At 33.3% G+C, this 24,850-nt stretch carries 26 protein-coding genes and 1 tRNA gene; 17 read left to right on the top strand and 10 right to left on the bottom strand.

What is annotated here, in order from left to right:
• Positions 1–9: 9 nt before the first annotated feature.
• Positions 10–300: a DUF2188 domain-containing protein gene (locus ABD963_RS03400; RefSeq protein WP_345275529.1), complete on the bottom strand. Its 291-nt coding sequence runs from the start codon at positions 298–300 to the stop codon at positions 10–12.
• A 208-nt stretch (positions 301–508) separates the two neighbouring features.
• Here ABD963_RS03400 and ABD963_RS03395 point away from each other — a divergent pair, with 208 nt between their 5' ends.
• The 3 genes from ABD963_RS03395 (at position 509) to ABD963_RS03385 (ending at position 1,877) form a co-directional block, all read left to right on the top strand.
• On the top strand, positions 509–658 hold the full coding sequence (locus ABD963_RS03395; protein WP_345275528.1) for a PspC domain-containing protein: 150 nt from the start codon (positions 509–511) through the stop codon (positions 656–658).
• Between the two features lie 327 nt (positions 659–985).
• Positions 986–1,387 (top strand): hypothetical protein, encoded by a 402-nt coding sequence (locus ABD963_RS03390; RefSeq protein ID WP_345275527.1) that lies wholly within the window; start codon positions 986–988, stop codon positions 1,385–1,387.
• Between the two features lie 37 nt (positions 1,388–1,424).
• Entirely contained in the window at positions 1,425–1,877 is a 453-nt protein-coding gene (locus ABD963_RS03385) for a hypothetical protein (protein WP_345275526.1), read from the top strand.
• 15 nt (positions 1,878–1,892) lie between these two features.
• Here the strand turns inward: ABD963_RS03385 and ABD963_RS03380 are convergent, their stop codons facing one another.
• The gene (locus tag ABD963_RS03380; RefSeq protein ID WP_345275525.1) at positions 1,893–3,092 is read right to left on the bottom strand and encodes a site-specific integrase; all 1,200 of its coding nucleotides are present in this window, start codon (positions 3,090–3,092) and stop codon (positions 1,893–1,895) included.
• Between the two features lie 15 nt (positions 3,093–3,107).
• Here ABD963_RS03380 and ABD963_RS03375 point away from each other — a divergent pair, with 15 nt between their 5' ends.
• Positions 3,108–3,518 carry a GIY-YIG nuclease family protein gene (locus ABD963_RS03375; RefSeq protein ID WP_345275524.1) on the top strand — a complete coding sequence of 137 codons (411 nt, stop codon included), beginning with the start codon at positions 3,108–3,110 and terminating at the stop codon, positions 3,516–3,518.
• Between the two features lie 171 nt (positions 3,519–3,689).
• On the opposite strand, the gene ABD963_RS03370 is transcribed toward ABD963_RS03375, so the two are convergent.
• Positions 3,690–3,763, bottom strand: a tRNA-Asn gene (locus ABD963_RS03370).
• 74 nt (positions 3,764–3,837) lie between these two features.
• Positions 3,838–5,181, bottom strand: a complete 1,344-nt coding sequence (gene rseP / locus ABD963_RS03365) for an RIP metalloprotease RseP (protein WP_345275942.1) — start codon at positions 5,179–5,181, stop codon at positions 3,838–3,840.
• A gap of 161 nt (positions 5,182–5,342) precedes the next feature.
• On the opposite strand from rseP, the gene ABD963_RS03360 reads away from it, so the two are divergent.
• The 11 genes from ABD963_RS03360 to ABD963_RS03310 all read left to right on the top strand — a co-directional run bounded on the left by ABD963_RS03360 (position 5,343) and on the right by ABD963_RS03310 (position 14,451).
• Positions 5,343–6,017: an SCO family protein gene (locus tag ABD963_RS03360; RefSeq protein WP_345275523.1), complete on the top strand. Its 675-nt coding sequence runs from the start codon at positions 5,343–5,345 to the stop codon at positions 6,015–6,017.
• 72 nt (positions 6,018–6,089) lie between these two features.
• Complete coding sequence (locus tag ABD963_RS03355; RefSeq protein ID WP_345275522.1) at positions 6,090–6,326, top strand: FeoA family protein; 237 nt, start codon at positions 6,090–6,092, stop codon at positions 6,324–6,326.
• The gene (gene feoB / locus ABD963_RS03350; protein ID WP_345275521.1) at positions 6,319–8,418 is read left to right on the top strand and encodes a ferrous iron transport protein B; all 2,100 of its coding nucleotides are present in this window, start codon (positions 6,319–6,321) and stop codon (positions 8,416–8,418) included. The genes ABD963_RS03355 and feoB overlap by 8 nt, the downstream gene beginning before the upstream one ends.
• A gap of 27 nt (positions 8,419–8,445) precedes the next feature.
• Complete coding sequence (locus ABD963_RS03345; protein WP_345275520.1) at positions 8,446–8,580, top strand: FeoB-associated Cys-rich membrane protein; 135 nt, start codon at positions 8,446–8,448, stop codon at positions 8,578–8,580.
• Positions 8,581–8,697: 117 nt separating this feature from the next.
• Positions 8,698–9,357 carry a metal-dependent transcriptional regulator gene (locus ABD963_RS03340; RefSeq protein WP_345275519.1) on the top strand — a complete coding sequence of 220 codons (660 nt, stop codon included), beginning with the start codon at positions 8,698–8,700 and terminating at the stop codon, positions 9,355–9,357.
• Complete coding sequence (locus ABD963_RS03335) at positions 9,344–10,153, top strand: transporter (protein WP_345275518.1); 810 nt, start codon at positions 9,344–9,346, stop codon at positions 10,151–10,153. Before ABD963_RS03340 ends, ABD963_RS03335 begins: the two co-directional genes overlap by 14 nt.
• A gap of 9 nt (positions 10,154–10,162) precedes the next feature.
• Positions 10,163–11,065, top strand: coding sequence for a metal ABC transporter solute-binding protein, Zn/Mn family (locus ABD963_RS03330; protein ID WP_345275517.1), 903 nt, complete (start codon positions 10,163–10,165; stop codon positions 11,063–11,065).
• Positions 11,065–11,802: a metal ABC transporter ATP-binding protein gene (locus ABD963_RS03325; protein WP_345275516.1), complete on the top strand. Its 738-nt coding sequence runs from the start codon at positions 11,065–11,067 to the stop codon at positions 11,800–11,802. Before ABD963_RS03330 ends, ABD963_RS03325 begins: the two co-directional genes overlap by 1 nt.
• Positions 11,802–12,929, top strand: a complete 1,128-nt coding sequence (locus tag ABD963_RS03320) for a metal ABC transporter permease (protein WP_345275515.1) — start codon at positions 11,802–11,804, stop codon at positions 12,927–12,929. Before ABD963_RS03325 ends, ABD963_RS03320 begins: the two co-directional genes overlap by 1 nt.
• Positions 12,922–14,082 (top strand): metal ABC transporter permease, encoded by a 1,161-nt coding sequence (locus tag ABD963_RS03315; protein ID WP_345275514.1) that lies wholly within the window; start codon positions 12,922–12,924, stop codon positions 14,080–14,082. The genes ABD963_RS03320 and ABD963_RS03315 overlap by 8 nt, the downstream gene beginning before the upstream one ends.
• Before the next feature lie 9 nt (positions 14,083–14,091).
• Positions 14,092–14,451 carry a YraN family protein gene (locus tag ABD963_RS03310; RefSeq protein WP_345275513.1) on the top strand — a complete coding sequence of 120 codons (360 nt, stop codon included), beginning with the start codon at positions 14,092–14,094 and terminating at the stop codon, positions 14,449–14,451.
• A gap of 8 nt (positions 14,452–14,459) precedes the next feature.
• Here the strand turns inward: ABD963_RS03310 and ABD963_RS03305 are convergent, their stop codons facing one another.
• Entirely contained in the window at positions 14,460–15,791 is a 1,332-nt protein-coding gene (locus ABD963_RS03305) for a TlpA family protein disulfide reductase (RefSeq protein ID WP_345275512.1), read from the bottom strand.
• Between the two features lie 30 nt (positions 15,792–15,821).
• Positions 15,822–19,169, bottom strand: coding sequence for a transcription-repair coupling factor (mfd, locus tag ABD963_RS03300; RefSeq protein ID WP_345275511.1), 3,348 nt, complete (start codon positions 19,167–19,169; stop codon positions 15,822–15,824).
• Between the two features lie 254 nt (positions 19,170–19,423).
• Between mfd and ABD963_RS03295 the strand changes: the two genes are divergently transcribed.
• The gene (locus tag ABD963_RS03295; protein WP_345275510.1) at positions 19,424–19,855 is read left to right on the top strand and encodes a TerB family tellurite resistance protein; all 432 of its coding nucleotides are present in this window, start codon (positions 19,424–19,426) and stop codon (positions 19,853–19,855) included.
• A 79-nt stretch (positions 19,856–19,934) separates the two neighbouring features.
• Here the strand turns inward: ABD963_RS03295 and ABD963_RS03290 are convergent, their stop codons facing one another.
• The 3 genes from ABD963_RS03290 to ABD963_RS03280 form a co-directional block, all read right to left on the bottom strand.
• On the bottom strand, positions 19,935–20,639 hold the full coding sequence (locus tag ABD963_RS03290; protein ID WP_345275509.1) for a YiaD family glycine zipper/OmpA-like lipoprotein: 705 nt from the start codon (positions 20,637–20,639) through the stop codon (positions 19,935–19,937).
• Between the two features lie 8 nt (positions 20,640–20,647).
• Positions 20,648–21,115 carry a lipocalin family protein gene (locus ABD963_RS03285; protein WP_345275508.1) on the bottom strand — a complete coding sequence of 156 codons (468 nt, stop codon included), beginning with the start codon at positions 21,113–21,115 and terminating at the stop codon, positions 20,648–20,650.
• A gap of 309 nt (positions 21,116–21,424) precedes the next feature.
• Entirely contained in the window at positions 21,425–23,551 is a 2,127-nt protein-coding gene (locus ABD963_RS03280; RefSeq protein WP_345275507.1) for a Tex family protein, read from the bottom strand.
• A gap of 66 nt (positions 23,552–23,617) precedes the next feature.
• Between ABD963_RS03280 and ABD963_RS03275 the strand changes: the two genes are divergently transcribed.
• Complete coding sequence (locus tag ABD963_RS03275; protein WP_345275506.1) at positions 23,618–24,085, top strand: nuclear transport factor 2 family protein; 468 nt, start codon at positions 23,618–23,620, stop codon at positions 24,083–24,085.
• A 245-nt stretch (positions 24,086–24,330) separates the two neighbouring features.
• On the opposite strand, the gene ABD963_RS03270 is transcribed toward ABD963_RS03275, so the two are convergent.
• Positions 24,331–24,849, bottom strand: a complete 519-nt coding sequence (locus ABD963_RS03270; RefSeq protein WP_345275505.1) for a ferritin — start codon at positions 24,847–24,849, stop codon at positions 24,331–24,333.
• Between the last annotated feature and the right edge of the window lies 1 nt (position 24,850).

The raw sequence follows: 24,850 nt of genomic DNA, 5'->3' as shown, positions 1-24,850 counted from the left end.
CAAAATTCCCTAATCAAAATCAACTTGGTCTCTTATAGTCCCATCCTGTCGGTGAATAATAACATTTGCTTTGTATTTTTTTGCCAACACTTTGGCTTTATTAATAGCTGTACTTTGCTTTATATGCTTTGATGTAATTTGTTTATTACCCTCACGTCTTACCGCCCAGCCATCCTCATAAGGTACCACATGTTGATTCCAAGTTCTAGAGTGTGAGGCACCTCGTGAACTTTTAAAATAAGCTTCAATTAACTCTTTGAGAACACCTAACCAAGATGGTGAGTTATTACTTTTTGTCATTTACTAATTGTTTTGAAAATCTAAGATACAATTTTCCTAATCATTGGTTACTGACCTAAATTAAGTAATTTTCAACTAAAAATTACCTTCAGTCTATTAAGCTCCATACTAATGCTGTGAGCTACTTTTCTGTAACTATCCTTGAAGTGAAGCTAATAGAAAAGCCATAATTGATTATATTTGATTGTTAATCAATTAAAATAATATTATGATTTTAGGAGTTGCAGAATGGCTTAGTGTTAAATTGGGTTGGAAAGCATCACATATCCGTATTGCTTTTGTTATATCAGTATTATTCTTTGGAGCTGGTATTGGACTTTATTTAATTCTTTGGATAGTTAAAATGTTTTCAAAATAAGATTAAGGGAAGCTAACCACTCTCCTTTAATCTGTTATCTCCAAAATTTATCTACATTTAAAAATAAAGTTGGTAACGAGACGTCTACTTGAAAGGTTTTATTTAAAGATTAGTATCTACAGCGCATTTTGAAAACTCAAACTTGGTAATATTAGATATAGAATTACCATATAAAACTATAAATGTGCTATTAGAATTAAAGAGAAGACAAGAGTTCTTTATAAATTTTGAGACAAATCTTCAGCATAAATGATTAATTTATGGACTTCTTGCAACTGTAGTTTATTTCTTATATTTGGCTCTTAATAAAATTCAATATACTTACGAATGAAAGCCCTAAATGTATTCTTAAAAATTCTTATTGTTTGCTTATTTACATTCTCCTGTTCAAATTCAGATGACAAACAGATTGAAGAAGTAAAATTGGAAGAGGTAACAGCTAATGTCATTTTTTGGGAGTATACCGCTGACACAGGTAATAATACATCAAGATTACGCTATGTAATAGAATTTCAAAATCCAAATGATATAGCTGTTAATGGCTATTATCGAATAAAACAAAATGCTGACGGTTTGATTACTACGGCATTCTCAACTAATAAATCACCATGCTATCAGATAGGAGCTAATTCCACGTGCACTCTAAGTTTTGATGCGGAAGATTCCCATGACCTTGGGAAATTAAACTCTATTGATTTGATTTCTGTAGAATATATTATTGAAGTATAATATTAAATTAAACAGTTACTTAATTGAACTGATTTTTATGATTAAGTTAAAATCTATTTGTTTATTGTTTTTAAGTCTTGCGTTTCTAGGGTGTTCAACCAATTCTGATAATAATGAAGAATCTAGTGAATGTTTTTACAAAAATTCAATGGAATCCTTTGAAATAGAACCTGGTCAGTGTGTGATTATTTCGGAAAATCCAGATATGACACTAGTATTTGTTAGTATTGAAAACCACGTTAAATCTAATAATACTGACTATTTCACCACAGTTACTGTAAGACTAGAAGAAACCAATTTCACTTGGGAGACTCCTCATGAAATTCATGACAACCCAAATACTGAAGCAATTGATTTTAAAGGAGAAATCCTCACTGGGATAAATGAGGATTCTTATGCGATTTATGTTGATAACATTGAATTTACTGAAAAAGAAACTGAATTCATTTTTCACAAAGCTTTAGTAAGAGTAGAATACACTACTAATTAAGTTAAAAAAGGGAAGCTAACCACTCCCCTTTAATCTATTCATTTCAGTACTGATTTTCTTTTGAACCACTTTTCCATAACTATCTTGCGTTATCTTCATACTTGAATGTCCCAAGAGTTCACTTACAATCTCCATCGGAACATCATTATATAACAAAACAGTCGATGCAAAAGTTCTTCTTGCCATATGTGTGGTCAAGTTTTTTTCAATACCAATAATAACAGCTATTTCTTTTAAATAGGAATTGTATCTCTGATTGCTTATTCTGGTGAAAACATTCTTATCGGTAATACTACAGCGCTCTATAATCTCAATGGCTTTAGGAAGCAAAGGGATTGATAATGCTTTTAAGGTTTTCTCACGCTTCATTTTAATCCATTTGTTTCCATCAAAGCCTATGATTATATTAGATTGTTTTAAGTCCATTAACTCTCTGTATGGTAAGCCAGTATAACAGCTAAACACAAATAAATCTTTCACAAACTGTAATCTTGGTTGTGTAAACTCATGGTTTTCTAATTTTAATAATTCCTCTGGAGATAAAAAGACTACTTCTTTGTTAACACGTTTTGATTTAAAAAGCATAAATGGGTCGTTATCTAAATACCTTTCTGAAACAGCCACTTTGATAGGTTTTCTAAAGCGCTGAATCCCTTTGTTAATAGTAACCTGTTTTTGTTTCTTAACTACTTTTAGGTAATACTCAAAGTCATTTAGGAACTGTAATTCAAGCTTTTTTAGTGGGAAATCATTGGTTTTGAATTTCCATTGTATAAATCCTTTTACATCGTTTTTAACATACTCAAACTTGTTGTAAGTGATTGATTTTATATCAATCCCTATAAGTGTTTTAAGCTGTTTTAAGTAATGTTCAAAGTATTCTACCACATTATATTCTTTGGTTAGTTTTTCACCTTTATAAAGCCTGTAAATATCATCAACTGTAAAGCTCACTTCTTTTACTTGTAGCAATAAAAAAACCTTATTAATTTTAGTTTTAATAAGGCTTAGTTGAGTGTTGATATTATCTCTATCTGGTTCTGGAGGTTTAATAATTTGCTTCTTGCTATCCCAGTTTTTAGGGTTTACAAATTGTCCAGTAGAGAATTGTTTCCTAACTTTATTGTATGTTATTCTACAAAAAATTACAGATTTAATTTTATTATTTGTTCTCCTATTCAAATAAAATAGGATATTAAGTTTATAATTATTCATGATAAATTATTTTTTATGATAAGCGTTGAAAAATTAAAAGAAACCACCAATGATTTCTTTAAGGAATTTTGCAATATTGATGGACCAACTTGGTCGGAAAAATGGAAGTTTGAAGGAGAGTTACCTCATAATACAAAAAAAGGATGCTATGCTCATCTAAAAGGAAATGAGGTAGTGTATGTAGGATTAGCAATTGGCAATTCTTTTGATGGTAGTGGTATTGGAGCAAGAGTTTCTAAATATTGGAAGAAAAGTGAAAATTATAGCGTAAATAAACAAGTATATCTACCTACTGTAAAAGATGTAGACTCAATAATAACATTACCTTTTGAACCTGATAATTTTTATTTAGCTGCTGCTTTAGAAGTGTATTTAATTCAAAAACTTAAACCAATTAAAAACAAAATACATTCCATAAAAAAATAGAGTGTACCTAGAATAATTAAAGGTATACCTCATAGTGTACCTTTTATATTGAAAAAACTTGGCAAGTTGGTGTTTAGAGAGAAAATGCAATTAATGCAGATAATGCAACTATAATCAAGGGTTATTGCATAAAAAAGCCTCAACAATTTAGATGTTAAGGCTTTAGTTTTGCTCCCCCTCTTGGGCTCGAACCAAGGACCCTTTGATTAACAGTCAAATGCTCTAACCAACTGAGCTAAGGAGGAGTGTTATCTTTTCGCTTTTGCGAGCGCAAATATATATATATTTTTATTTAATGCAAACTTAATAATTAAAAAAATTACCCAAATATTGCTTTGTAAATATCATTCCCATTTGCAAATAAAACCAAGGCTATTAAAATAAAGAAGCCAACCATTTGCGCATACTCCATAAACTTGTCTCCTGGCTTTCTGCCAGAAACCATTTCGTATAGTAAAAACATCACATGGCCACCATCTAAAGCTGGTATGGGTAGTAAGTTTAAAACCCCTAACATGATAGAAAGGAATGCCGTAATGCTCCAAAACACTTGCCAGCTCCAAAAACTTGGGAAAATATCATATATCGCCTTAAAGCCTCCAACGCCTTTGTACGCACCTGTACTAGGTGTAAAAATGGCTCCTAATTGATCCCAGTATGACGCCATTTTATCTTTAGCTTTTTTTAGGCCAACAGGAAAGGATTCAAAAAAACCATACTTTTTTGTTTCAAATTGGTAATATCCTAGTTTTTCTAAATTGTCTTCTGTAATGCCTCCATAAACCAACCCTAATTTGCCTTCATTGCTTATTTTAAGAGGCACTGTAATTTGGTTTTCCTCTCTTAAAATCTTAGCTGTTACCTCTTGGCCTTTAAATTTTTCTAATCCTAGCTTTACCTCATCGGCATATTTTGTGTTTAAATCGTTCAACCCAATAATAATATCACCCTTTTTAATTCCACTATTTATATTATATGATGTATCTGGGACTTGAACAACTACAAAAGGCAACCTTAAATCGATAAATCCTCTTTCTTTAGAGTCTATTAATTGTGCTAAGAAGTCTTCTGGAAAAGTGATGGTTGATTGTTCTCCGTTTCTTTCAATGGTTATCTCCTTACCAAATAACACTTTTTCAGAGATTTCTGAAAAGTTTTCAATCTTCTCACCATCTACAGCTAAAATTTTATCTCCAGTTAAAAGACCTGCTTTATTTGCTACTGCATTTTCAATTAAAAGACCATCTTTAATATTATCAACGGGCAGGAATTTATCTCCATAGAAATAGCTCATTCCTATATAAATTAGGATAGCCAGCAAAAAGTTAACCGTTACCCCACCAAGCATAATAATCAAACGCTGCCATGCAGGTTTAGATCGAAATTCCCAAGGTTGAGGTTCTTGTGCCATTTGCTCGGTATCCATACTTTCGTCTATCATACCGGATATTTTTACATACCCTCCTAATGGTAACCAGCCAATACCATAAACAGTTTCACCTATTTTCTTTTTAAAAAGCGAAAATTTTACATCAAAAAATAAGTAAAACTTCTCTACTCGTGTTTTAAAAGCTTTAGCTGGAATAAAATGCCCCAATTCGTGCAAAATAATCAGCAAAGAAAGACTCATTAAAAACTGAGATATTTTTATAACAAACTCCATATGTTCTTGAATCAATTTTTTATAATCGCACAAAAGTAAGCTTTTAAACCAACTTTAAAAAGCCAATTAAACAAAGGCCCAAGTTTTAACATGAATTTAGGCTTCCATAACGTTATACAGCTTTAAAATTCATTGTATTTTTGCACAAATTGTTTAGTTATATGCTGCTGTTTTTTAAAGATTACAAAAAATTTGCCATCGTTTTTGGAGTCATTTCCATTATTATCATAACGCTTATTTATAACACACTAAATGTTTATAAACCACTTCCCATTTATCAACCGGCCATGGTAAGCACGGAACTCGTAGACAGCACCATTCAATATCAAAAAAAATACCATAGAGTGGCTGATTTTAGGTTGATTAACCAAAACGGTAAAACCATTACCCAAACTGACTATCAGGACAAAATTTATGTCGCCGATTTCTTTTTTACAACCTGCCAAACCATTTGCCCAATCATGACAGACCATATGGTCCATATTCAAAAAAAAATCATGGATGATGATGAAGTAATGTTACTTTCCCATTCTGTAACTCCAGAAATTGACAGTATTGCGCAACTAAAATACTATGCTAAATCAAAAGGCGTAAACGATAAGAAGTGGAACTTAGTAACTGGAGACAAAAAACAAATTTATGATTTAGCCAGAAAAAGCTATCTAGCAGTTAAAGACAATGAATTTGGCGGTAAGTTTGATATGATTCACACCGAGAACTTTATGCTAATCGATAAAAAAAGACAGATTCGCGGGTTTTACGATGGCACAAACCCAGAGGAGATTGATCGGCTTTTGGATGATATTGAAACTCTAAAAAAAGAATACAAGAACTAGTTTTTTCTGTACAATTTTTTTAGGCTGAATATTTAGCTTATTTTTGCTTCTTTAAAATCAATCTAAATAAGCGTGCAAGACACATTAGAAAATTTAAAACGTGGTGAAAGCGCCGTCATTAAAGATGTTTCCTCCATTCATATACCATTAAAACTACTTGAAATGGGTTGCTTACCCGGTAATTCTGTTGAACTTGTTCAGGTTGCACCATTTCAAGACCCCATGTATCTAAATATTAATGGAACACATTTAGCTATTAGAAAAGAAACTGCTTCTCACATAATCATTGAAAAACTGGCAAATGAGTAAGCAAATTAATGTCGCTTTAATTGGGAATCCTAACACTGGAAAAACCTCAGTATTTAATGCCTTAACTGGATTGAACCAAAAAGTAGGCAACTACCCTGGTATTACTGTCGAGAAAAAGGAAGGTGTTTGTAAGCTCCCACGCGGTGTTAAGGCACACATAATTGATTTACCTGGAACTTACAGTTTAAATGCCTCATCACTTGATGAAAATGTGGTTATTGAACTTCTTCTAAATAAAAATGACAAAGATTTTCCAGATTTAGCTGTAGTTATTAGCGATGTTGAAAATCTAAAACGAAACCTATTACTTTTCACTCAAATTAAAGATTTAGAAATCCCAACCATTCTAGTTATTAATATGGCAGACAGAATGAATTACAAAGGAATTTCTTTGGATATAGAATATCTAGAAAAAAATCTTCAAACAAAAATTGCGTTAATTAGTACTCGGAAAAACCAAGGTATTGATACTTTAAAAACGCTTATTGCAAATTACAAAGATATCTCTATTACACCCTGTTTAAATGCTTCGGAAATTGATAAAGAATATTTTGATAATTTACAGAAAGCGTTCCCTAACCAACTGCTTTACAAATTGTGGTTAGTTATTACCCAGGATGTCAACTTTGGAAAAACCGATAGAAATGAAATTAATGCAGTAGCCAATTTTAAAACTAAAAGCAAAAGCGATTTAAAACGTTTACAACAAAAAGAAACCATAAAGCGGTATCAATTTATAAATAATGTGCTTAAAGTGGGTCAAAGCATTGATGCATCGCAAGCAAAGGATTTACGCACCAAACTCGATAGGATTCTAACCCACAAAGTCTGGGGCTACTTAATTTTCTTCATTATTTTACTTACTATTTTTCAAGCTATTTACGATTGGTCTAGCGTGCCTATGGATTTTATTGATAGTGCATTTGCCTTTTTAAGCGAGTGGACTAAAAACCAATTACCAGCTGGCGCATTTACCAATTTATTGGCAGAAGGCATAATTCCTGGTCTTGGAGGTATTGTTATTTTTATTCCACAAATAGCCTTTTTGTTTTTATTTATTTCTGTTTTGGAAGAAAGTGGCTATATGAGTCGAGTCGTGTTCTTAATGGACAGGATTATGCGTCGTTTTGGTTTAAGCGGAAAGAGTGTAGTGCCATTAATATCTGGAACAGCGTGTGCGATTCCAGCCATCATGGCTACCCGAAATATTGAAAGCTGGAAAGAACGTTTGATAACCATTTTAGTAACCCCTTTTACAACCTGTTCTGCCAGATTGCCGGTGTATTTGATTATTATTGCCTTGGTGATTCCTGAAGGACGCATTTTTGGTTTAGGTTACCAAGCATTAACATTAATGCTATTATATCTTATTGGGTTTGGAGCCGCTATTGTTTCAGCATATATTTTAAATAAAATATTAAAAATTAGAAGCAAAACTTTTTTTGTTATTGAAATGCCTAATTACAAACTGCCTCTTTTTAAAAATGTAGCTTTAACGGTTATTGAAAAAACTAAGTCGTTTGTATTTGGCGCAGGAAAAATTATTTTGGCGATATCCATTGTGTTATGGTTTTTAGCCTCTTATGGCCCAGGTGAACAGTTTAATAATGCTGAAAAAATAGTGAAAATCGAATATGCTTCAAATAATTTAACTGAAGAAGAATTGCAACAAAAAATAGCATCTCACAAGTTGGAACACTCCTTTATTGGGGTCACGGGACGCGCCATAGAACCGTCTATTAGGCCCTTGGGTTACGACTGGAAAATTGGCATAGCTATAGTAAGTTCTTTTGCCGCTAGAGAAGTATTTGTGGGAACTCTAGCTACTATTTATAGTGTAGGAAGCGATGAAGAAGAAACCATAAAAAATAGAATGGCAGGAGAGGTAAACCCCATCTTAGGGGGTCCATTATTTACATTTGCTTCAGGCATTTCGCTTTTGCTGTTTTATGCCTTTGCCATGCAATGCATGAGCACTTTAGCTGTAGTGAAAAAAGAAACCAATAGCTGGAAATGGCCCATACTTCAATTAGTAATAATGTCTTCTTTTGCTTATATTGTAGCTTTGATTGCCTTTCAATTATTGAAATGAAATCAAATTAGAATTGACTAAAGAATTATGAACACCTTCATCCAAAATATATTAGTTTTTGTAGCCATGGCTTTTGCCGTAATCTTTTTGGTTAGAAAATTTATTTGGAAAAAATCGGCTTCAAAAAAAAATTGTGGAAATAGCGATTGTGGGTGTCACTAATTAATCTCAACCTCTTAACTATATAAATAAGTTACAGATTTTAATTGTAACTTATTTTTTTTAGTTACTTTTGAAAAAATTTAAGCTTACTTAAAAATATTTTAAAGCAATTAAAAAATGTCTATAGCCATAGAAAATTTTGTAAAAGCTATTTACAAAAACGGAAAACGGGATAATAATGACACTAAGCCAGGAAATATTGCTAAAGAGCTGGGAATTTCAAATGCAGCGGCCACTGACATGGCTCAAAAATTGGCCTCAAAAGATTTGCTTCATTACGAAAAATACCAAGCTTTAAAACTTACTGATAAAGGCAATAAAATGGCCTTAAATGTGGTAAGAAAGCATCGCTTATGGGAGAGTTTGCTTTTTAAACTATTTGATATGTCTCTACACGATATACATCGCGAAGCAGAATTATTAGAGCACCAAACTTCAGATTTATTGGCAGAAAAAATTAGTGAATATCTTGGAAACCCAAAGTTTGACCCTCATGGGGATCCTATTCCAAATGCCGATGGCGAAATAACAACCACGGATACTTCTGTAGCACTTTCTCAAACTTCTGAAGGAAAAAAATATATTATTTCTCGATTAATGAGCGACGATAAGGAGTTTTTCGATTTTTGTGCGCAACACGGGTTGAAATATGGTAACACCTTACTGGTTTCGAAGCAATTCAACAAAAATAAAATGACTCAAATTTTAATAAACAACAATACCATTTTACTTAACGAAGATTTTTCTTCAATAATATATGTCAATGAAAGCATTTAGATACATCCTTTTCATGCTGAGTTTAGCAATATCATTTTTAACTTTTTCTCAAGAGGTTGACAGACATTCTCTACCTTTAATTACCGATCGACCCGATGCCACCGAAGCCTCATCAACGGTTGGAAAAGGCATTTTACAGTTCGAAACAGGCGGATTGTTCGAATCGTACGAAGTTGGAAATATAAAAACGGAGAGCTACACTTTTAATACCATGTTGGTTCGTTACGGAATTTTAGATAATTTAGAACTACGATTAGGTTGGGATTTTGTAGAAGGAGTAACCAAAATAAACAACAATAAACTTGATAATGTAACTAGCGGATTGTCACCTTTACTATTAGGAATGAAAATTGACATAGCTAAAGAAAATAGAGCCATGCCTGAAATAGCATTAATCGGGCATGTATTCCCCATTTTTAGTGCATCAACTGATTATAGACCCGAATTTACTGGCATTGATTTTAGATTATCACTATCTCATACACTCAGTGAAAAATCTAGTTTAGGGTATAATATTGGAGCCGAATGGGGTAATGATTCCCCCGAAGCTGCAGCCATATATACGCTTGCTTATGGCTATAGTATTACCGATAAATTTGGAATGTATGCTGAGTTATATGGTGATTTACCTGAAGATAGCTCTGCAAACCATTATTGGGATGCTGGTTTTACTTATTTAGCCTCGAACGATTTACAATTTGACACGTATTTCGGGACAAGCCTTACTGAAGGACAAGATATTTTGATTGGTCTTGGATTGAGTTATCGTGTAAAAACTACAAAAAAATTGAAATAATTGAAAAGCATGAAAAAAATACTTATCATATTCATTACTATTATTTGCGTTGGCTGTAAAGAGGAGAAAAAGACAAACGGCAAACTTAATGTAGTCACAACTACTACCATGATTACCGATTTGGTTCAAAATATAGGAGGAGAACACATTAACTTACAAGGCTTAATGGGTAGTGGTGTCGATCCGCATTTATACAAAGCCAGTGAAGGAGACGTAACCAAATTATCCAACGCGGATATTATTTTTTATAATGGTTTGCACCTAGAAGGTAAACTGGTTGAAGTTTTTGAAAAAATGAAAAACAAAAAAACCATTGCTATATCTGATGCTATTGATAAATCCACACTTATTGGGTCAGACTATTTTGCCTCAAATTACGATCCCCATATTTGGTTTGATGTTAATTATTGGATACAAGCAACCCAATTTGTAATTGATAAACTTTCAGAGGCTATACCAGACCAAAAAGCAGCTTTTGAAACCAATGGTGCTAATTATATTAAAAAGTTAGAGGCCTTGAAAGTTAACATGAAGAACATTATAGAAACGCTGCCTCAAGAAAAACGCATTTTAGTTACAGCACATGACGCCTTTAACTATTTTGGAAAAGCTTTCGGTTTTGAGGTAGTTGGTTTACAAGGGCTTTCAACCGCTACTGAGGCTGGTGTACAGGATGTTCAAAAATTAGCGGCTTTTATAATAGAGAAAAAATTGAAAGCAATTTTTGTAGAAAGTTCCGTTCCAAAACGTACCATTGAAGCACTGCAAGCTGCGGTAAAATCTAAAAATCACGATGTAGTAATTGGTGGCACCTTATATTCCGATGCGCTTGGAAATGCGGGGACTATTGAAGGAACCTACATTGGGATGTTTGAATACAATGTAAATACCATAGTAAATGCATTAAAATAATGAAACAAAAAATAGCAGTACAAGTAGATGATTTAACCGTGGCATACAACTACAAACCCGTATTGTGGGATATCGATTTGGAAATCCCAGAAGGTGTACTTATGGCTATTGTTGGTCCAAATGGAGCCGGAAAATCTACACTTATTAAGTCTATTTTAGGGATTTTAAAACCTATAGCAGGTAGTATTAGTGTTTATGGTAAACCTTATACTAAGCAACGTTCACTTGTGGCATACGTTCCTCAAAAAGGCAGTGTTGATTGGGATTTTCCAACTACTGCGCTAGATGTTGTAATGATGGGAACTTATGGTCGTTTAGGTTGGATAAAACGCCCTGGACAAAAAGAAAAAAAAGCAGCACTTGAAGCTCTAGAAAAAGTTGGGATGTTACCTTTTAAAAGTCGACAGATAAGTCAATTATCAGGCGGACAACAACAGCGAATCTTTTTAGCCAGAGCATTGGTACAAGATGCCTCCATCTATTTTATGGACGAACCTTTTCAGGGTGTAGACGCCACTACTGAAATAGCCATAATAAACATTTTAAAAGAACTCCGTAAAGCGGGTAAAACCGTGGTTGTTGTGCATCATGACTTGCAAACGGTTCCTGAATATTTTGATTGGGTAACCTTCTTAAATGTTAAAAAAATTGCTACAGGACCTGTTAAAGATATTTTTAATGATGATAATTTAACAAAAACCTACGGTATTAATTATAAAGTAAGTATTCAAGAATAATGACAATTAGCGAATATTTTTCTTTAATTTTCTCTGACTATACCCTGAGAACTATCACTCTTGGAACCGCAATTTTAGGGGCTGTTACTGGTATGTTAGGTAGTTTTGCAGTATTGCGAAAACAAAGTCTTTTAGGAGATGCTATTTCGCATGCTGCCTTACCAGGCATTGCACTTGCCTTTTTAATCACTGGGGCTAAAGATAGTAATGTATTGCTTTTAGGGGCTTTAGTAAGTGGACTCACGGGTACATTTTGGATTCGTGGGATCATTAAAAAGACACATTTAAAATCGGATACAGCATTAGGATTAATACTGTCATTGTTTTTTGGTTTCGGAATATTATTACTCACTTTAATTCAAAAGCAACCCAATGCTAATCAGGCAGGTTTAGATAAATATTTATTTGGACAAGCGGCTACTTTAGTTGAAAGCGATGTTTGGTTAATGTCTTTTGTAACCGTTATTTGCTTTTTTATATTATTACTCTTTTGGAAAGAATTCAAAATGCTTCTTTTCGATGCAGATTATACTAAAACACTTGGATTTAACACCAAAATTATTGATATACTCATTACGTCCTTTATTGTTTTAGCCATAGTTTTAGGCTTGCAAACTGTTGGTGTTGTGTTAATGAGTGCCATGTTACTAGCGCCTGCAGCGGCAGCAAGACAATGGACAAATAGTTTAAGTGTTATGGTGTTTTTAGCGGCTATTTTTGGAGCTTTTTCGGGGGTGTTTGGTACTGCTATTAGCGCTAGTCAAAATAACCTGTCAACTGGTCCCGTAATCGTGATTGTGGCAGGGGTTTTTGTTTTAATTTCTTTCCTTTTTTCCCCTCGACGCGGTTTACTTTTTAAACAGATTCGATTCATTAAAAACCGCAGAGATTTAAAACTACATAAAACTTTAGCCTTCATGTTTCACATTGCGGAAACTCATGATAATATTTCGCATCCTCATGCCATTAAAATTTTGAACAACTTTCAAGGATACACAAAACACACACTTCAAAAATTAGTGGATAAAAATTATGTAACTATTACTGGCGACTTCTGGAGTTTGACCGAACAAGGGTTTAAAACAGCATCCAATTTATATAATCAACAAGATAAAAACAATGAGTAATGCACAAATTGAAATACAACTTATTGCAAGTATAGTAGCCATTGCTTGTGCTATTCCAGGAACCTTTTTAGTGTTACGAAAAATGGCCATGATAAGTGATGCTATTAGTCATTCCATATTACCTGGTATAGTTATTGGTTTTTTTATAACACAGGATTTAAATTCTCCATTATTGATTTTATTGGCAGCTTTAACAGGTATTATTACGGTGGTTCTAGTTGAGTATATCCAAAAAACTGGCTTAGTAAAAGAAGATACTGCCATTGGGCTTGTTTTTCCAATTTTGTTCAGCATAGGTGTTATTTTAATTGCTAAAAATGCAAATGATGTGCATTTAGATGTGGATGCCGTTTTACTAGGTGAATTAGCTTTTGCCCCTTTCGATAGACTGATGATTTCTGGCGTAGATATGGGTCCAAAATCATTATGGATTATTGGAAGTATTTTAGCAATTACCACTGCCTTATTGATGGCGTTTTTCAAAGAACTCAAAGTAAGTACTTTTGATGCCGGTTTAGCCGCATCTCTAGGGTTTTCACCAGCCATAATACATTATGGATTAATGACAGTTTCTTCAGTTACTACCGTTGGTGCATTCGACGCCGTGGGAGCCATTCTAGTTGTCGCATTGATGATTGCTCCTGCTGCCACAGCATATTTACTAACTACCAACCTAAAACGTATGCTTGTTTATTCTATTTGTTTCGGTGTTTTTAGTGCCATTTCTGGGTATTGGTTGGCGCATTGGTTGGATGCTTCCATTGCAGGATCGATTACAACCATTTTGGGATTACTATTTTTAGCCGTTTATTTATTGGCACCAAACAAAGGAATTATAGCCGTTTTGTACAGAGAAAAACAGCAGCGCACAGAAGTTTTGCTTATCACATTTTTACTTCATTTGAAAAACCATAATGAAGAAAGAGAGCGACATGTAAACCACCTAAACGAGCATATTAATTGGCAAAAGGTACGTTCAAAAACGATATTGGATTTAGCTTTGAAGAATAATATGATTTCAATCGCCAACAAAATAGTTTCTCTAACTGAAAAAGGCAATGAATTCACCTCCCAAGCAATTGACTATATAATTACGAATGAGGACACCCAAATTGAACACATGAAAGATGATTTCTTTTTGTTTAGGGGGTAAATTAATGAAATGGCAAAACACAACGAACTAGGTAAAAAAGGGGAACAACTTGCAGTTGATTTTCTATTAAAAAACGGGTATGATATTTTAGAACGCAATTACCGTTTTGATAAAGCCGAAGTTGATATTATTGCTCAAAAAAAAGACATACTCGCTATTATTGAAGTAAAAACAAGATCAAATACCGATTTTGGAAATCCACAAGATTTTGTTAAACCTAAACAAATACAGCGATTGGTGAAGGCAGTTGATGAATATGTTACTGTTAACGCTCTAGATGTGGAAGTACGTTTTGATATTATCGCTATTGTTAAAGAAGGAAAAAACTATAAAATTGAGCATTTGGAAAATGCTTTTTATCATTTTTGATACTTTAGTCATTCGTCATCTTCGAAAAAAGCTTTTAAAGCCTCAAAGTTCTCAGGTTTTGCAATAATTTCTTTTTGCTTGTTAAGCACAAAATAGGCTGGAGTAGCCTTTACTCCATAATCATTTCCTATCTCGTTATCCCATTTCCCTTTACCATAAACATGGATAAATTCGGGGAAATTTTTAATAACGCTTTGCCATCTTTTTGGTTCATCTTCCAAACCTACGGCAACTACTTTTAAAAAGCCTTTTTCCTGAGCGTTTACATAAGTTCTCAACTGTGGAACCTCATCCAAACAATGCGAGCATGTACTGCTCCAAAACAAGACTATATAATTTTCAGCAAGGGTTAATTCACTTAATTTTTTGGTGATGGTAGTTTTATCTTTTTTAATTTCAAAAGAAAAATCAGGGGCTTCACTGCCTAAAGAGGTGTCTTTATAAACAATCAAAGCATGTAAAAGTTCTTGATCATTCAACGTTACAGCGATATCCATCAAATAGCTTTCTGCAATGTAATTGGCAACAGGCTCTATGTTCAAATCCACCATTTGCTGCCATAAATCGAGTAAAATAATACGTTTTATTTTTAGTGGTGTTTCCTTAATTTTAGTATAAATTACATCTATGTTTTTTTTGTAATTTGTGATATAATCCTTGGAATCATCAGACATTCCAAACACATAACTCACTATTTTTTCCTCTAAAAAACTAGAACTTTGAAGGGTTTCATTATTAAAATCGACATAATCAAAATAGTGTTTTCTTAAATTATTCGAATACGTTTTCACATCTTCAGCCTTTTTGGGAATATAGGGTTTGTTTGCTTTAATAAATTGAAGCGCTATGGTTTCTTTAGCTGCTTTTTCAAAATTAGCTTGGGTTTCCCTCTGGGTTTTAAAAATAGCTTTTAACGCCATAGTATCCTTGCTTTTTTGACTGTAATAATTACCTATACTTTGGGTTACCATAGACATGCTATTGGTATATGATGATAATAATTTGTTCTCTAAGGATTTAATGAAATTCACTCCTGTTTCGGAATTGAAAGTGAGTTCAATATCTTCTTTTCCGTTATAAATAATGTCAAAATTATAATCTTCTTGTGGAATGGCATATACCAATCGATAAACACCTTTTTTAGCTGTAGAATCCAACTTAAATTGAAATTTACCATCCTTTTTTACTTCGAAACTAGAGATGTATTTTGAAACCGTTGGAGTCACTTTATATAACAAAGCCACATTATAGCTTTCCGGTGGAGAGAAAACCCCTTTAATGGTATGTTGCGCAACAAGAATGCAGGGTAATAAAAGTGATAGAAAAAAGATGCGTTTCATTAATATAAATTCATTTTTTTAGAACAATAATTACGCCATAATAGGTCGTAAATTATTTAATGCTTGCTTTACAGATTTTATGTTTTCGAAAGTTAGCATCAACCTGAGTCCATTTCTGGTTTGTTTTTCCTTTATTTTACAGTTATTTGGATGTGTTTGAACAAATTGTAATACTTTCGAAAAGTTTGTACTTTGATAAAAATTACTTTGTTGATCGTTAATAAAATAGCCAATTAATTTACCTTGTTTCATAACTATTTTCTCAAAACCAATTTTGGTTGCTAACCATTTTATTTTAACACTGTTAAGCAAATCGATAACTTCTTTTGGTAACTCACCAAAACGGTCAACTAATTCTGTTTCAAAGGTATGCAATTCTGCCTCTGTTTTTAAATTATTTAGTTCAGTATATAAGTTTAGGCGCTCTGTAATATTATTAATGTAATTATCTGGGAATAAGAGCTCAAAATCGGTGTCAATTGTCACGTCTTTTACGTATACTTTTTTGGTTTCATCTTCATTATACAAATCCTTAAATTCGTTTTCTTTGAGCTCTTCAATAGCTTCATTTAATATTTTCTGATAGGTATCAAAACCAATTTCATTAATAAAACCACTTTGCTCGCCACCCAACAAATCTCCTGCGCCACGAATTTCCAAATCTTTCATGGCAATGTTGAAACCACTTCCTAATTCTGTAAATTGCTCTAATGCCGTGATACGCTTTCTAGCATCTTCGGTCATCGCTGAATATTCTGGTGTAATGAAGTAACAGAACGCTTTTTTATTGCTTCGCCCAACACGACCCCGCATTTGATGCAAATCGCTCAACCCAAAATTATTGGCGTTATTGATAAAAATGGTGTTGGCATTGGGTACATCCAGGCCACTTTCTACAATCGTGGTGCTTACCAATACATCAAAAGCGCCATCCATAAAAGCCAACATGAGTTGCTCTAGTTTTTTACCCTCCATTTGTCCATGACCAATACCTATTTTAGCATCGGGTACCAAACGTTGTAGCATACCAGCCACTTCTTTGATGTTTTCAATACGATTGTGTATGAAAAATATTTGTCCACCGCGTTCAATTTCGTAACTCACTGCATCACGAATGGTTTCTTCATTGAAACGAATCACATGGCTTTCAATAGGGTATCGATTTGGTGGTGGTGTAGTAATAACAGATAAATCGCGTGCGGCCATTAAACTAAATTGCAGTGTACGAGGTATAGGCGTGGCGGTTAAGGTTAACACATCCACATTTTCTTTTAGAGTTTTTAATTTTTCTTTTACAGCAACCCCAAATTTTTGCTCTTCATCTACAATTAAAAGTCCCAAATCTTTAAACTTGACATTTTTATTAACGAGTTGATGTGTTCCGATAATAATATCTACGCTTCCGTTTTCTAAACCTTCCAGCGTTTCTCGTTTTTCTTTGGCAGTTCTAAATCGGTTTAAATAGTCCACCTTTACAGGGAATTCCTTTAAGCGTTCTGAAAATGTTCTGGAATGCTGGTAGGCCAAAATAGTTGTGGGGACCAAAACAGCAACTTGTTTTCCATTATCGACTGCTTTGAATGCCGCTCGAATAGCGACTTCGGTTTTACCAAAACCAACATCGCCACATACCAATCTATCCATTGGGCGTTCGCTTTCCATATCGGCTTTAATATCTGCGGTTGCTGTACTTTGATCTGGAGTATCTTCATAAATGAAAGAGGCTTCCAACTCATGTTGCATGTAACTATCGGGGTTGTATTGGAAACCCTTTTCTGTTTTTCGTTTTGCGTATAGTTTAATTAAATTGAACGCAACATGTTTAACCCTAGATTTTGTTTTTTCTTTTAAGGTTTTCCAAGCATTGCTGCCCAATTTATAAATTTTAGGCGGCTTCCCGTCTTTACCATTAAACTTAGTGATTTTATGTAACGAATGAATACTTAAATACAACACATCGCGCTCGCCATAAACCAGTTTTATAGCCTCTTGCTTTTTGCCTTCTACATCAATTTTTTGAAGCCCTCCAAAACGCCCAATACCATGGTCGATATGTGTTACATAATCGCCTATTGAAAGATTGGTAAGCTCTTTTAATGTAAGTGCTTGTTTTTTAGCATACCCGTTTTTAAGATGGAATTTATGATAGCGTTCAAAAATTTGATGATCAGTATAGCAGATTATTTTGTTATCATGATCTATAAACCCCTGGTGCAATGACAAAATAACCGTGTTGTATGGTTTTACTTCCAGATGTGAATCGTCAAAAATATCATGAAATCGTTTTGCTTGTTGCTCGCTTACGCAGGTAATGTAATTTGTATAACCCTTTTCATAATTAGCATTTAAATCTTCAATTAATAGGTTGAATTGTTTATTAAATGATGGTTGGGGAGTAGTGTTAAAAGTAACAATGTTTTGAGATGAATTATTAAATAGTGTTATGGGTCCAAACTCAATAATTGAAAAATCGAGAAGCTGTTTTTTTAATAATGAAGAATCACAAAATAATTCCTCGGGTTTTGCGTGTTTAATATCTGATGACAATGTTTTAAAAGCCTCTGTGGCTTTAAAATAAAAATCGTCAATTCTTGAAAAAAGCAAATCAGGGTTTTTAATACAAACCACCGTTTTTTGAGCGATATATTTTAAAAAACTTTGTCTGCTTTCTTGCAATAATTTATTGGCAACATTGGGGATGATATTAATTTTTTTTAACTGCTCAATGGATAATTGGGTTTCTACATCAAAAGTTCTAATACTTTCTATTTCATCACCAAAAAACTCTATTCGGTAGGGTTCATCATTGGAAAAAGAAAAGACATCTAATATCCCACCACGAACAGAAAATTCTCCGGGTTCGGTAACAAAATCTACACGCTTAAATTGGTATTCAAATAGTACTTCGTTGACAAAATCGATTGATAAATTATCATTGACCGAAACTTTTAATGTGTTACGCTCTAATTCTTTTCTTGTAACCACTTGCTCAAAAAGTGCATCGGGATAAGTAATTATAATCGCTGGTTTTTTTTGCGAATTGATGCGGTTTAAAACCTCGGCACGGAGTAAAACATTGGCGTTATCGGTTTCTTCGATTTCGTAAGGCCTACGATAACTGCCTGGATAAAACAATACATCTTTATCGCCACATAATTGTTCTAAATCATTCAAATAAAAAGCAGCTTCTTCTTTATCATTAAAAACAATTAAAAAGGGTTTTTCGCTTTCTTTAAAAATGCTCGAAATAACAAAGGAAAACGATGATCCTACAAGCCCTTTTAGATGTGTTCTACTTTGGGTTTTACCAATAGCCAATTGCAGATTTTGCGTTTGCAAAGTCTGTAAATAGGTTTGAGAGTTTAGGGTTTTACTCACCTAATTATTGATTTTTGAGAGTGCAAAGATAAGGTTTAGAATTATTATTTACATGTTGAATTATTGCTAATTTGCTGATGTCTCTTTTTTATTTTGCATGAAGGACTGAAGTGAAAATCTTTATTCTTTTTGCGAAAGATTGAAATCAAAAAGGTGAACACGCTCAAGCACGCAAATGCCCAAAAAATTAATTTTTCGGTTTAGTTTATTAAAAAAAATATGTACGTTTGCAGCACTTATTAAAACAAGAATATATGTCGTTTTCAGATTTATTTGATAGTGGATTTAAAAAGCGTAATGAAGACCATTTTGCAGCCATTGTTAGAGTGGCTATGGCCGATGGCATCATTACTGATGAAGAAAAACAGTTTTTAGATAGACTAGCCAGAAACTTGGATATAAGTGAAACGGATTATAAATTGATTTTGAAAGACTATCAATCGCATCCAATAAATCCCCCGATATCATACGACCAGCGTTTGGAACGTTTGTACGATTTGGTTCGAATGATTCATGTTGATACTATTACTGGTGACCCCGAAATGTTACTTTTAAAGAAAATTGCAGTTGGACTAGGTTTTCATGCTGTAAACGTAAAATACATTATTGATAAAGCATTAACTCTTGTTAATAATGGTGTTGATTTAGATACTTTTATGCAGGAGATAAAGAATATGAATAGATAATAACCGCTTATTTGTAATATTAAAAAAGGCTGTTCCTATAAAGAACAGCCTTTTTTACGTTATCATCATAAAACAGACTTTATTGCCCTGCCTGTTTTTTTGCTTCTTCAATCATTTTATCGTTTGGTAATATAGCCACATTAACGCGTCTGTTTTTTGCGCGCCCCTGAGCCGTTGAATTGTCATGCATAGGTTGTGTTTCACCAAACCAATTGGTGGTAAGCCTACCGCTAAATATGCCGTTTTGTGATAAGTAATTGGTTACCGCATAGGCTCTATTTTTTGATAGAGTCATGTTGTATTCTTCTGAGCCTTGACTATCGGTATGTCCAACAACTAAAATATTGGTGTCTGGATATTCTTTGAAAACCCCGATTAGCTTATTTAAAGTATTTTGTGACGCACTATTTATATTATATTTATTGGTATCGAAATACACACCGCTACTTTCATCAAAAGTCACTACAATACCGTTATCTACACGTTCTACCTGTGCTCCTGGAATTTCTTCTTCAATCTTTTGAGCTTGTTTATCCATTTTGTTTCCAATAAGTACGCCAGCCGTACCACCTACTACGCCCCCAATAACGGCACCTAATTCGCCATTGCCTCCTTTACCAACATTGTTTCCAATAATAGCTCCTAAAATAGCGCCACCTGTGGCTCCTATTACAGCCCCTTTTTGTTTGTTGTTAGCGTTTTGAACCGCTTTACAATTTGTAAAGCTTATTAGAGTAATTAATGCGAATAGTAAAATTCCTGATTTTTTTATAATTGTTTTCATGTATAATATTATTTAGTGAAATTCATGTTTATTGTAAGTGGACTTCCAGATACATTGACCGATTGTTGCCATTGCATTTGTGTTTCGGAGAGTGATGATAGTTTTAGTCGGAACCCTTGATTGGTATCTGATTTATATTTTTCGTTTGTTGGTTTTAATAAGAAATCATAGAGTCCTGTTGTGGCATCAACTTCTTGAATAGTGAACACAAAATAACGTTCTCCTGAGGAACAACTGGAATCATTAATGGTGTAAATTCCTGTATTGTTATTCGGAACAAATTTCCAGATGCTGCCTTCAAAACAAGCTTTTGAGGCATCATTCAATAAAACAGTATTGTAGGTTCCTGCTTGGTTGTAGGTTATAGAACTTAAGGTCCAATCACCTTTAATAACTTTTTTTGATGTTCTTACCGTTTTTGAAGTTCCACAAGATATCATGCCAATGGTAACTATAATTAAGAGTATTCGTTTCATATATTGTTTATTTAAATTAACTAGATATTATAATATACGGATTTATCATGTAGTAAAGATGATTCTTTGCTAAAGATTTAAATAAATTGACTTAAATAATTAAAATTACATCCTTAGATTCATTGGTATTGTTCATGAAGGTGATAACCCTGACATAAAAAATTTAAAATGTTTGAATCTAAACATGTTAACCATAATAACTTTTAGAATTATTTATTAGGTTATTCATAAGGATGTTAAGTTTGGGCTGGTGGTTCATTTCGATCCTTGCCGCTTAAAAAGGGATCCGTTAATTTCTGTATTAATAGTTTATTTATGCAACTTTAATTGAATACGCTTTCTGGGAATATCTACCTCTATTACTTTCACTACAATTTGTTGATGCAAGCTCACATGATCGTTTACGTCTTTCACATAGGAATCTGATAAATTCGAAACATGAATCAATCCGCTTTCTTTAATACCCACATCTACAAAAGCACCAAAATTGGTAATGTTGTTGACAATTCCCGGTAGTAACTGTCCCTCTTGTAAATCATTAATAGTTTTAACATTTTGATTGAAAGTAAATACTTTAGCTCGCTCTCTGATATCTAAGCCCGGTTTTTCAAGTTCTTTTATGATATCTTGAAGCGTAAGCAAACCAACTGATTCTGTACAATATTTATTTAAATCTATCTTTTGAAGTACCTCTTTATTTCCAATTACACTTTCGATTGATTTTCCTATATCTTTAGCCATTTTTTTAACTATTGGATAGCTTTCAGGATGCACTGCAGAATCGTCTAAAGGATTTTTAGAATCTTTAATTCTTAAAAATGCAGCCCCTTGTTCGAATGCTTTTTCACCCAAACGTGGAACTTTTTTAATATCATCTCTAGATTTGAATGCCCCCTTTTCACTTCTATAATTAAAAATGTTTTCTGCTAATTTTGGTCCTATCCCAGAAACATAACTTAACAAACTTTTACTTGCTGTATTGATATTTACACCAACTGCATTTACACAATTTTCAACCACTATATCTAATTGCTTTTGTAGTTTGGTCTGGTCAACATCATGCTGGTATTGCCCAACACCTATAGATTTTGCATCAATTTTAACTAACTCAGCTAGTGGATCCTGCAAGCGTCTTCCAATAGACACCGATCCACGAACGGTAACATCATAATTTGGAAATTCTTCCCGAGCTATTTTTGACGCTGAATAAATACTTGCTCCCGCTTCACTTACTACAAAAACTTGAATATCGTTTTTAAAATGAACCTTTCTAACTAAAGCCTCGGTTTCTCTTGATGCCGTTCCGTTTCCTATGGCTATCGCTTCAATTTTATGAGCCTCACAAAGCGAACTTATTTTTTTCATGGCGCCAATACTATCACTTTTTGGAGGATGGGGATAAATGGTTTCGTTATATTTTAATTGTCCTTGGGCATCTAAACACACCAATTTACAACCTGATCTAAACCCAGGATCTATGGCCAAAACACGTTTTTCTCCTAAAGGCGAACTTAATAAGAGTTGTTTTAGGTTTTTTGCAAATACACTTATGGCTGAGTCATCGGCTTTATCTTTTGCTATTTGTAACGCTTCATTGCTTAACGATGGTAATAATAATCGTTTGTAAGCATCTTTAATGGCTATTTCAATTTGTTCAGCGCAAGAGTTATTACTTTTAATAATGCGTTTTTTAATAATATTTATAGCACTATCGTTATCAATTTCAATTTTCAACCTTATGAATCCTTCTTTTTCGGCTCTTAAAATCGCTAAAAACCGGTGTGATGGAATTCTAATTAAGGATTCTTCCCAATCAAAATAATCTCTAAACTTTTGCGCGCTTTCTTCATCGGCTTTTGGTTTTATCACTTTCGTGGAAAGAATCGCAAAACGGTCCAATTGGTTACGAATATTGTTACGAATATCCGTGCGTTCATTAATCCATTCAGCAATAATGTGTCGAGCTCCTTCTAAAGCATCTTTAGCCGAACAAACATTAGCTTTTACATATTTAAAAGCAACCGATTCAATATCATGAGCGTTCTGACTCATTATAATTTTAGCCAGTGGCTCTAAGCCATTTTTACGTGCGGTTTCTGCTTTCGTTTTTTTACTTTTTTTGTAGGGTAAATATAAATCTTCAAGGGTGGTTAGCTCTTGACTCGATTCTATTTTTTCTTTTAAATCTGGTGTTAAAACTTCTTGTTCTTGTAACGCTTTTAAAATAGCATTTTTTCGTTTTTCTAAAACATCAAATTGTTCTTTAAACTTTACTATTTCTCCTATTTGGACTTCGTCTAGATTGCCTGTACGTTCTTTTCTATATCTTGAAATAAAGGGAATGGTGCAATCTTCTTCTAATAACTGAATAGTGTTTTTAACCGATAGCTCTGGTAATTTTGTTTTGGAAATTATGTATTTTAGTAGTAGCGACATTTACCTTAAAATTATTTAACAAAAATAAGATTTACACATGATTTAAATCTGAAAAATAACAATTCCATGAAATACCTTTTAAAAACACTTTCTGTTTTTATATTAATTCTAACTAGTTGTGAAAAACAAAGAGAAACTGCTAGCGACCCTAGAGAAGATTTTAAAGCTGTCGAGCAAGTTATTCAAGATGTTTTTGATGATATTTGGAGTGCCAAAAAAACAGAATTAATTAGCAAATATCATACTGATCACTTTATTCTTCTAGAACATGGAGAAGTTTGGACAAACGATACCATTGCCAATTGGTGTGAGCAAGCAAAAAAAAGAGACCAAGGTGTAAAACGTATCAATCGATTTAATTTTTTTAAAGCAAAAAAAGAAGGAAACCGGATTTGGATGGCGTACCATAATTATGCCACGATGAAAAAGGATACTGTAGAACGGAAACTGCAATGGTTGGAAAGTATTGTAGCCATAAAAAAAGATAGTCTCTGGAAATTAGAATTAATGCATTCAACACGGTTAACCATGTAAAGCTACGCCACTATTTTAATTAAATCGAAACAAGGGCACTTTTTGCAGCGTTTACTTTCACACTTTTTAAATTTTTTACAGCAATTGTTTTTTACTTTCTCAGGAACTTCAATACCTAAGCGTCGTAACTTTTTGATAGTTTTCTTTTGCTTCTTTTTTTTGCCCACAATAGATATTTATAAAATCAAATCTGTAAACAAAAATAAGTTATTTTTATTAAATCTAAATAAGATTAATTGTTAAAATTACTCCGGTGTGTTGGCAGCGGCTGTAGTTACAGTTAAAGTCTGGATGTCTCTATCAAATAAATACAAGCCACCTTTATCATCCCCTATCATATTAATTTTATCCAAAATGGTTCGTGCAACAGCTTCTTCTTCAATTTGTTCTGCTACATACCACTGTAAAAAGTTATGGGTAGCATAATCTTTTTCTTGAAGGCTTATGTGTACCAATTCGTTAATGCTTTGAGAAACATAAACCTCGTGTTCAAAAAGTTTTTCAAACATTTCCTTAAATGATTTAAAAGTAACATTTGGCGCCTTTAATTCTGATATTTTGGCATGTCCTCCACGTTCGTTAACAAACTTTACTAGTTTTAACATGTGTTCACGTTCTTCATCGCTTTGCGCATACATAAAATTGGCAACACCTTCTAAGCCTTTAACTTCTGCCCAACATGCCATAGCTAAATAAATTTGAGAAGATTCTGCTTCTATTCGAATTTGATTATTTAATGCGTCTTGTATGATTTTTGATAACATA

It is taken from the genome of Litoribaculum gwangyangense (genome assembly GCF_039543505.1).
Classification (GTDB): domain Bacteria; phylum Bacteroidota; class Bacteroidia; order Flavobacteriales; family Flavobacteriaceae; genus Litoribaculum; species Litoribaculum gwangyangense.
This window is presented reverse-complemented; position numbering and strand designations above follow the sequence as displayed.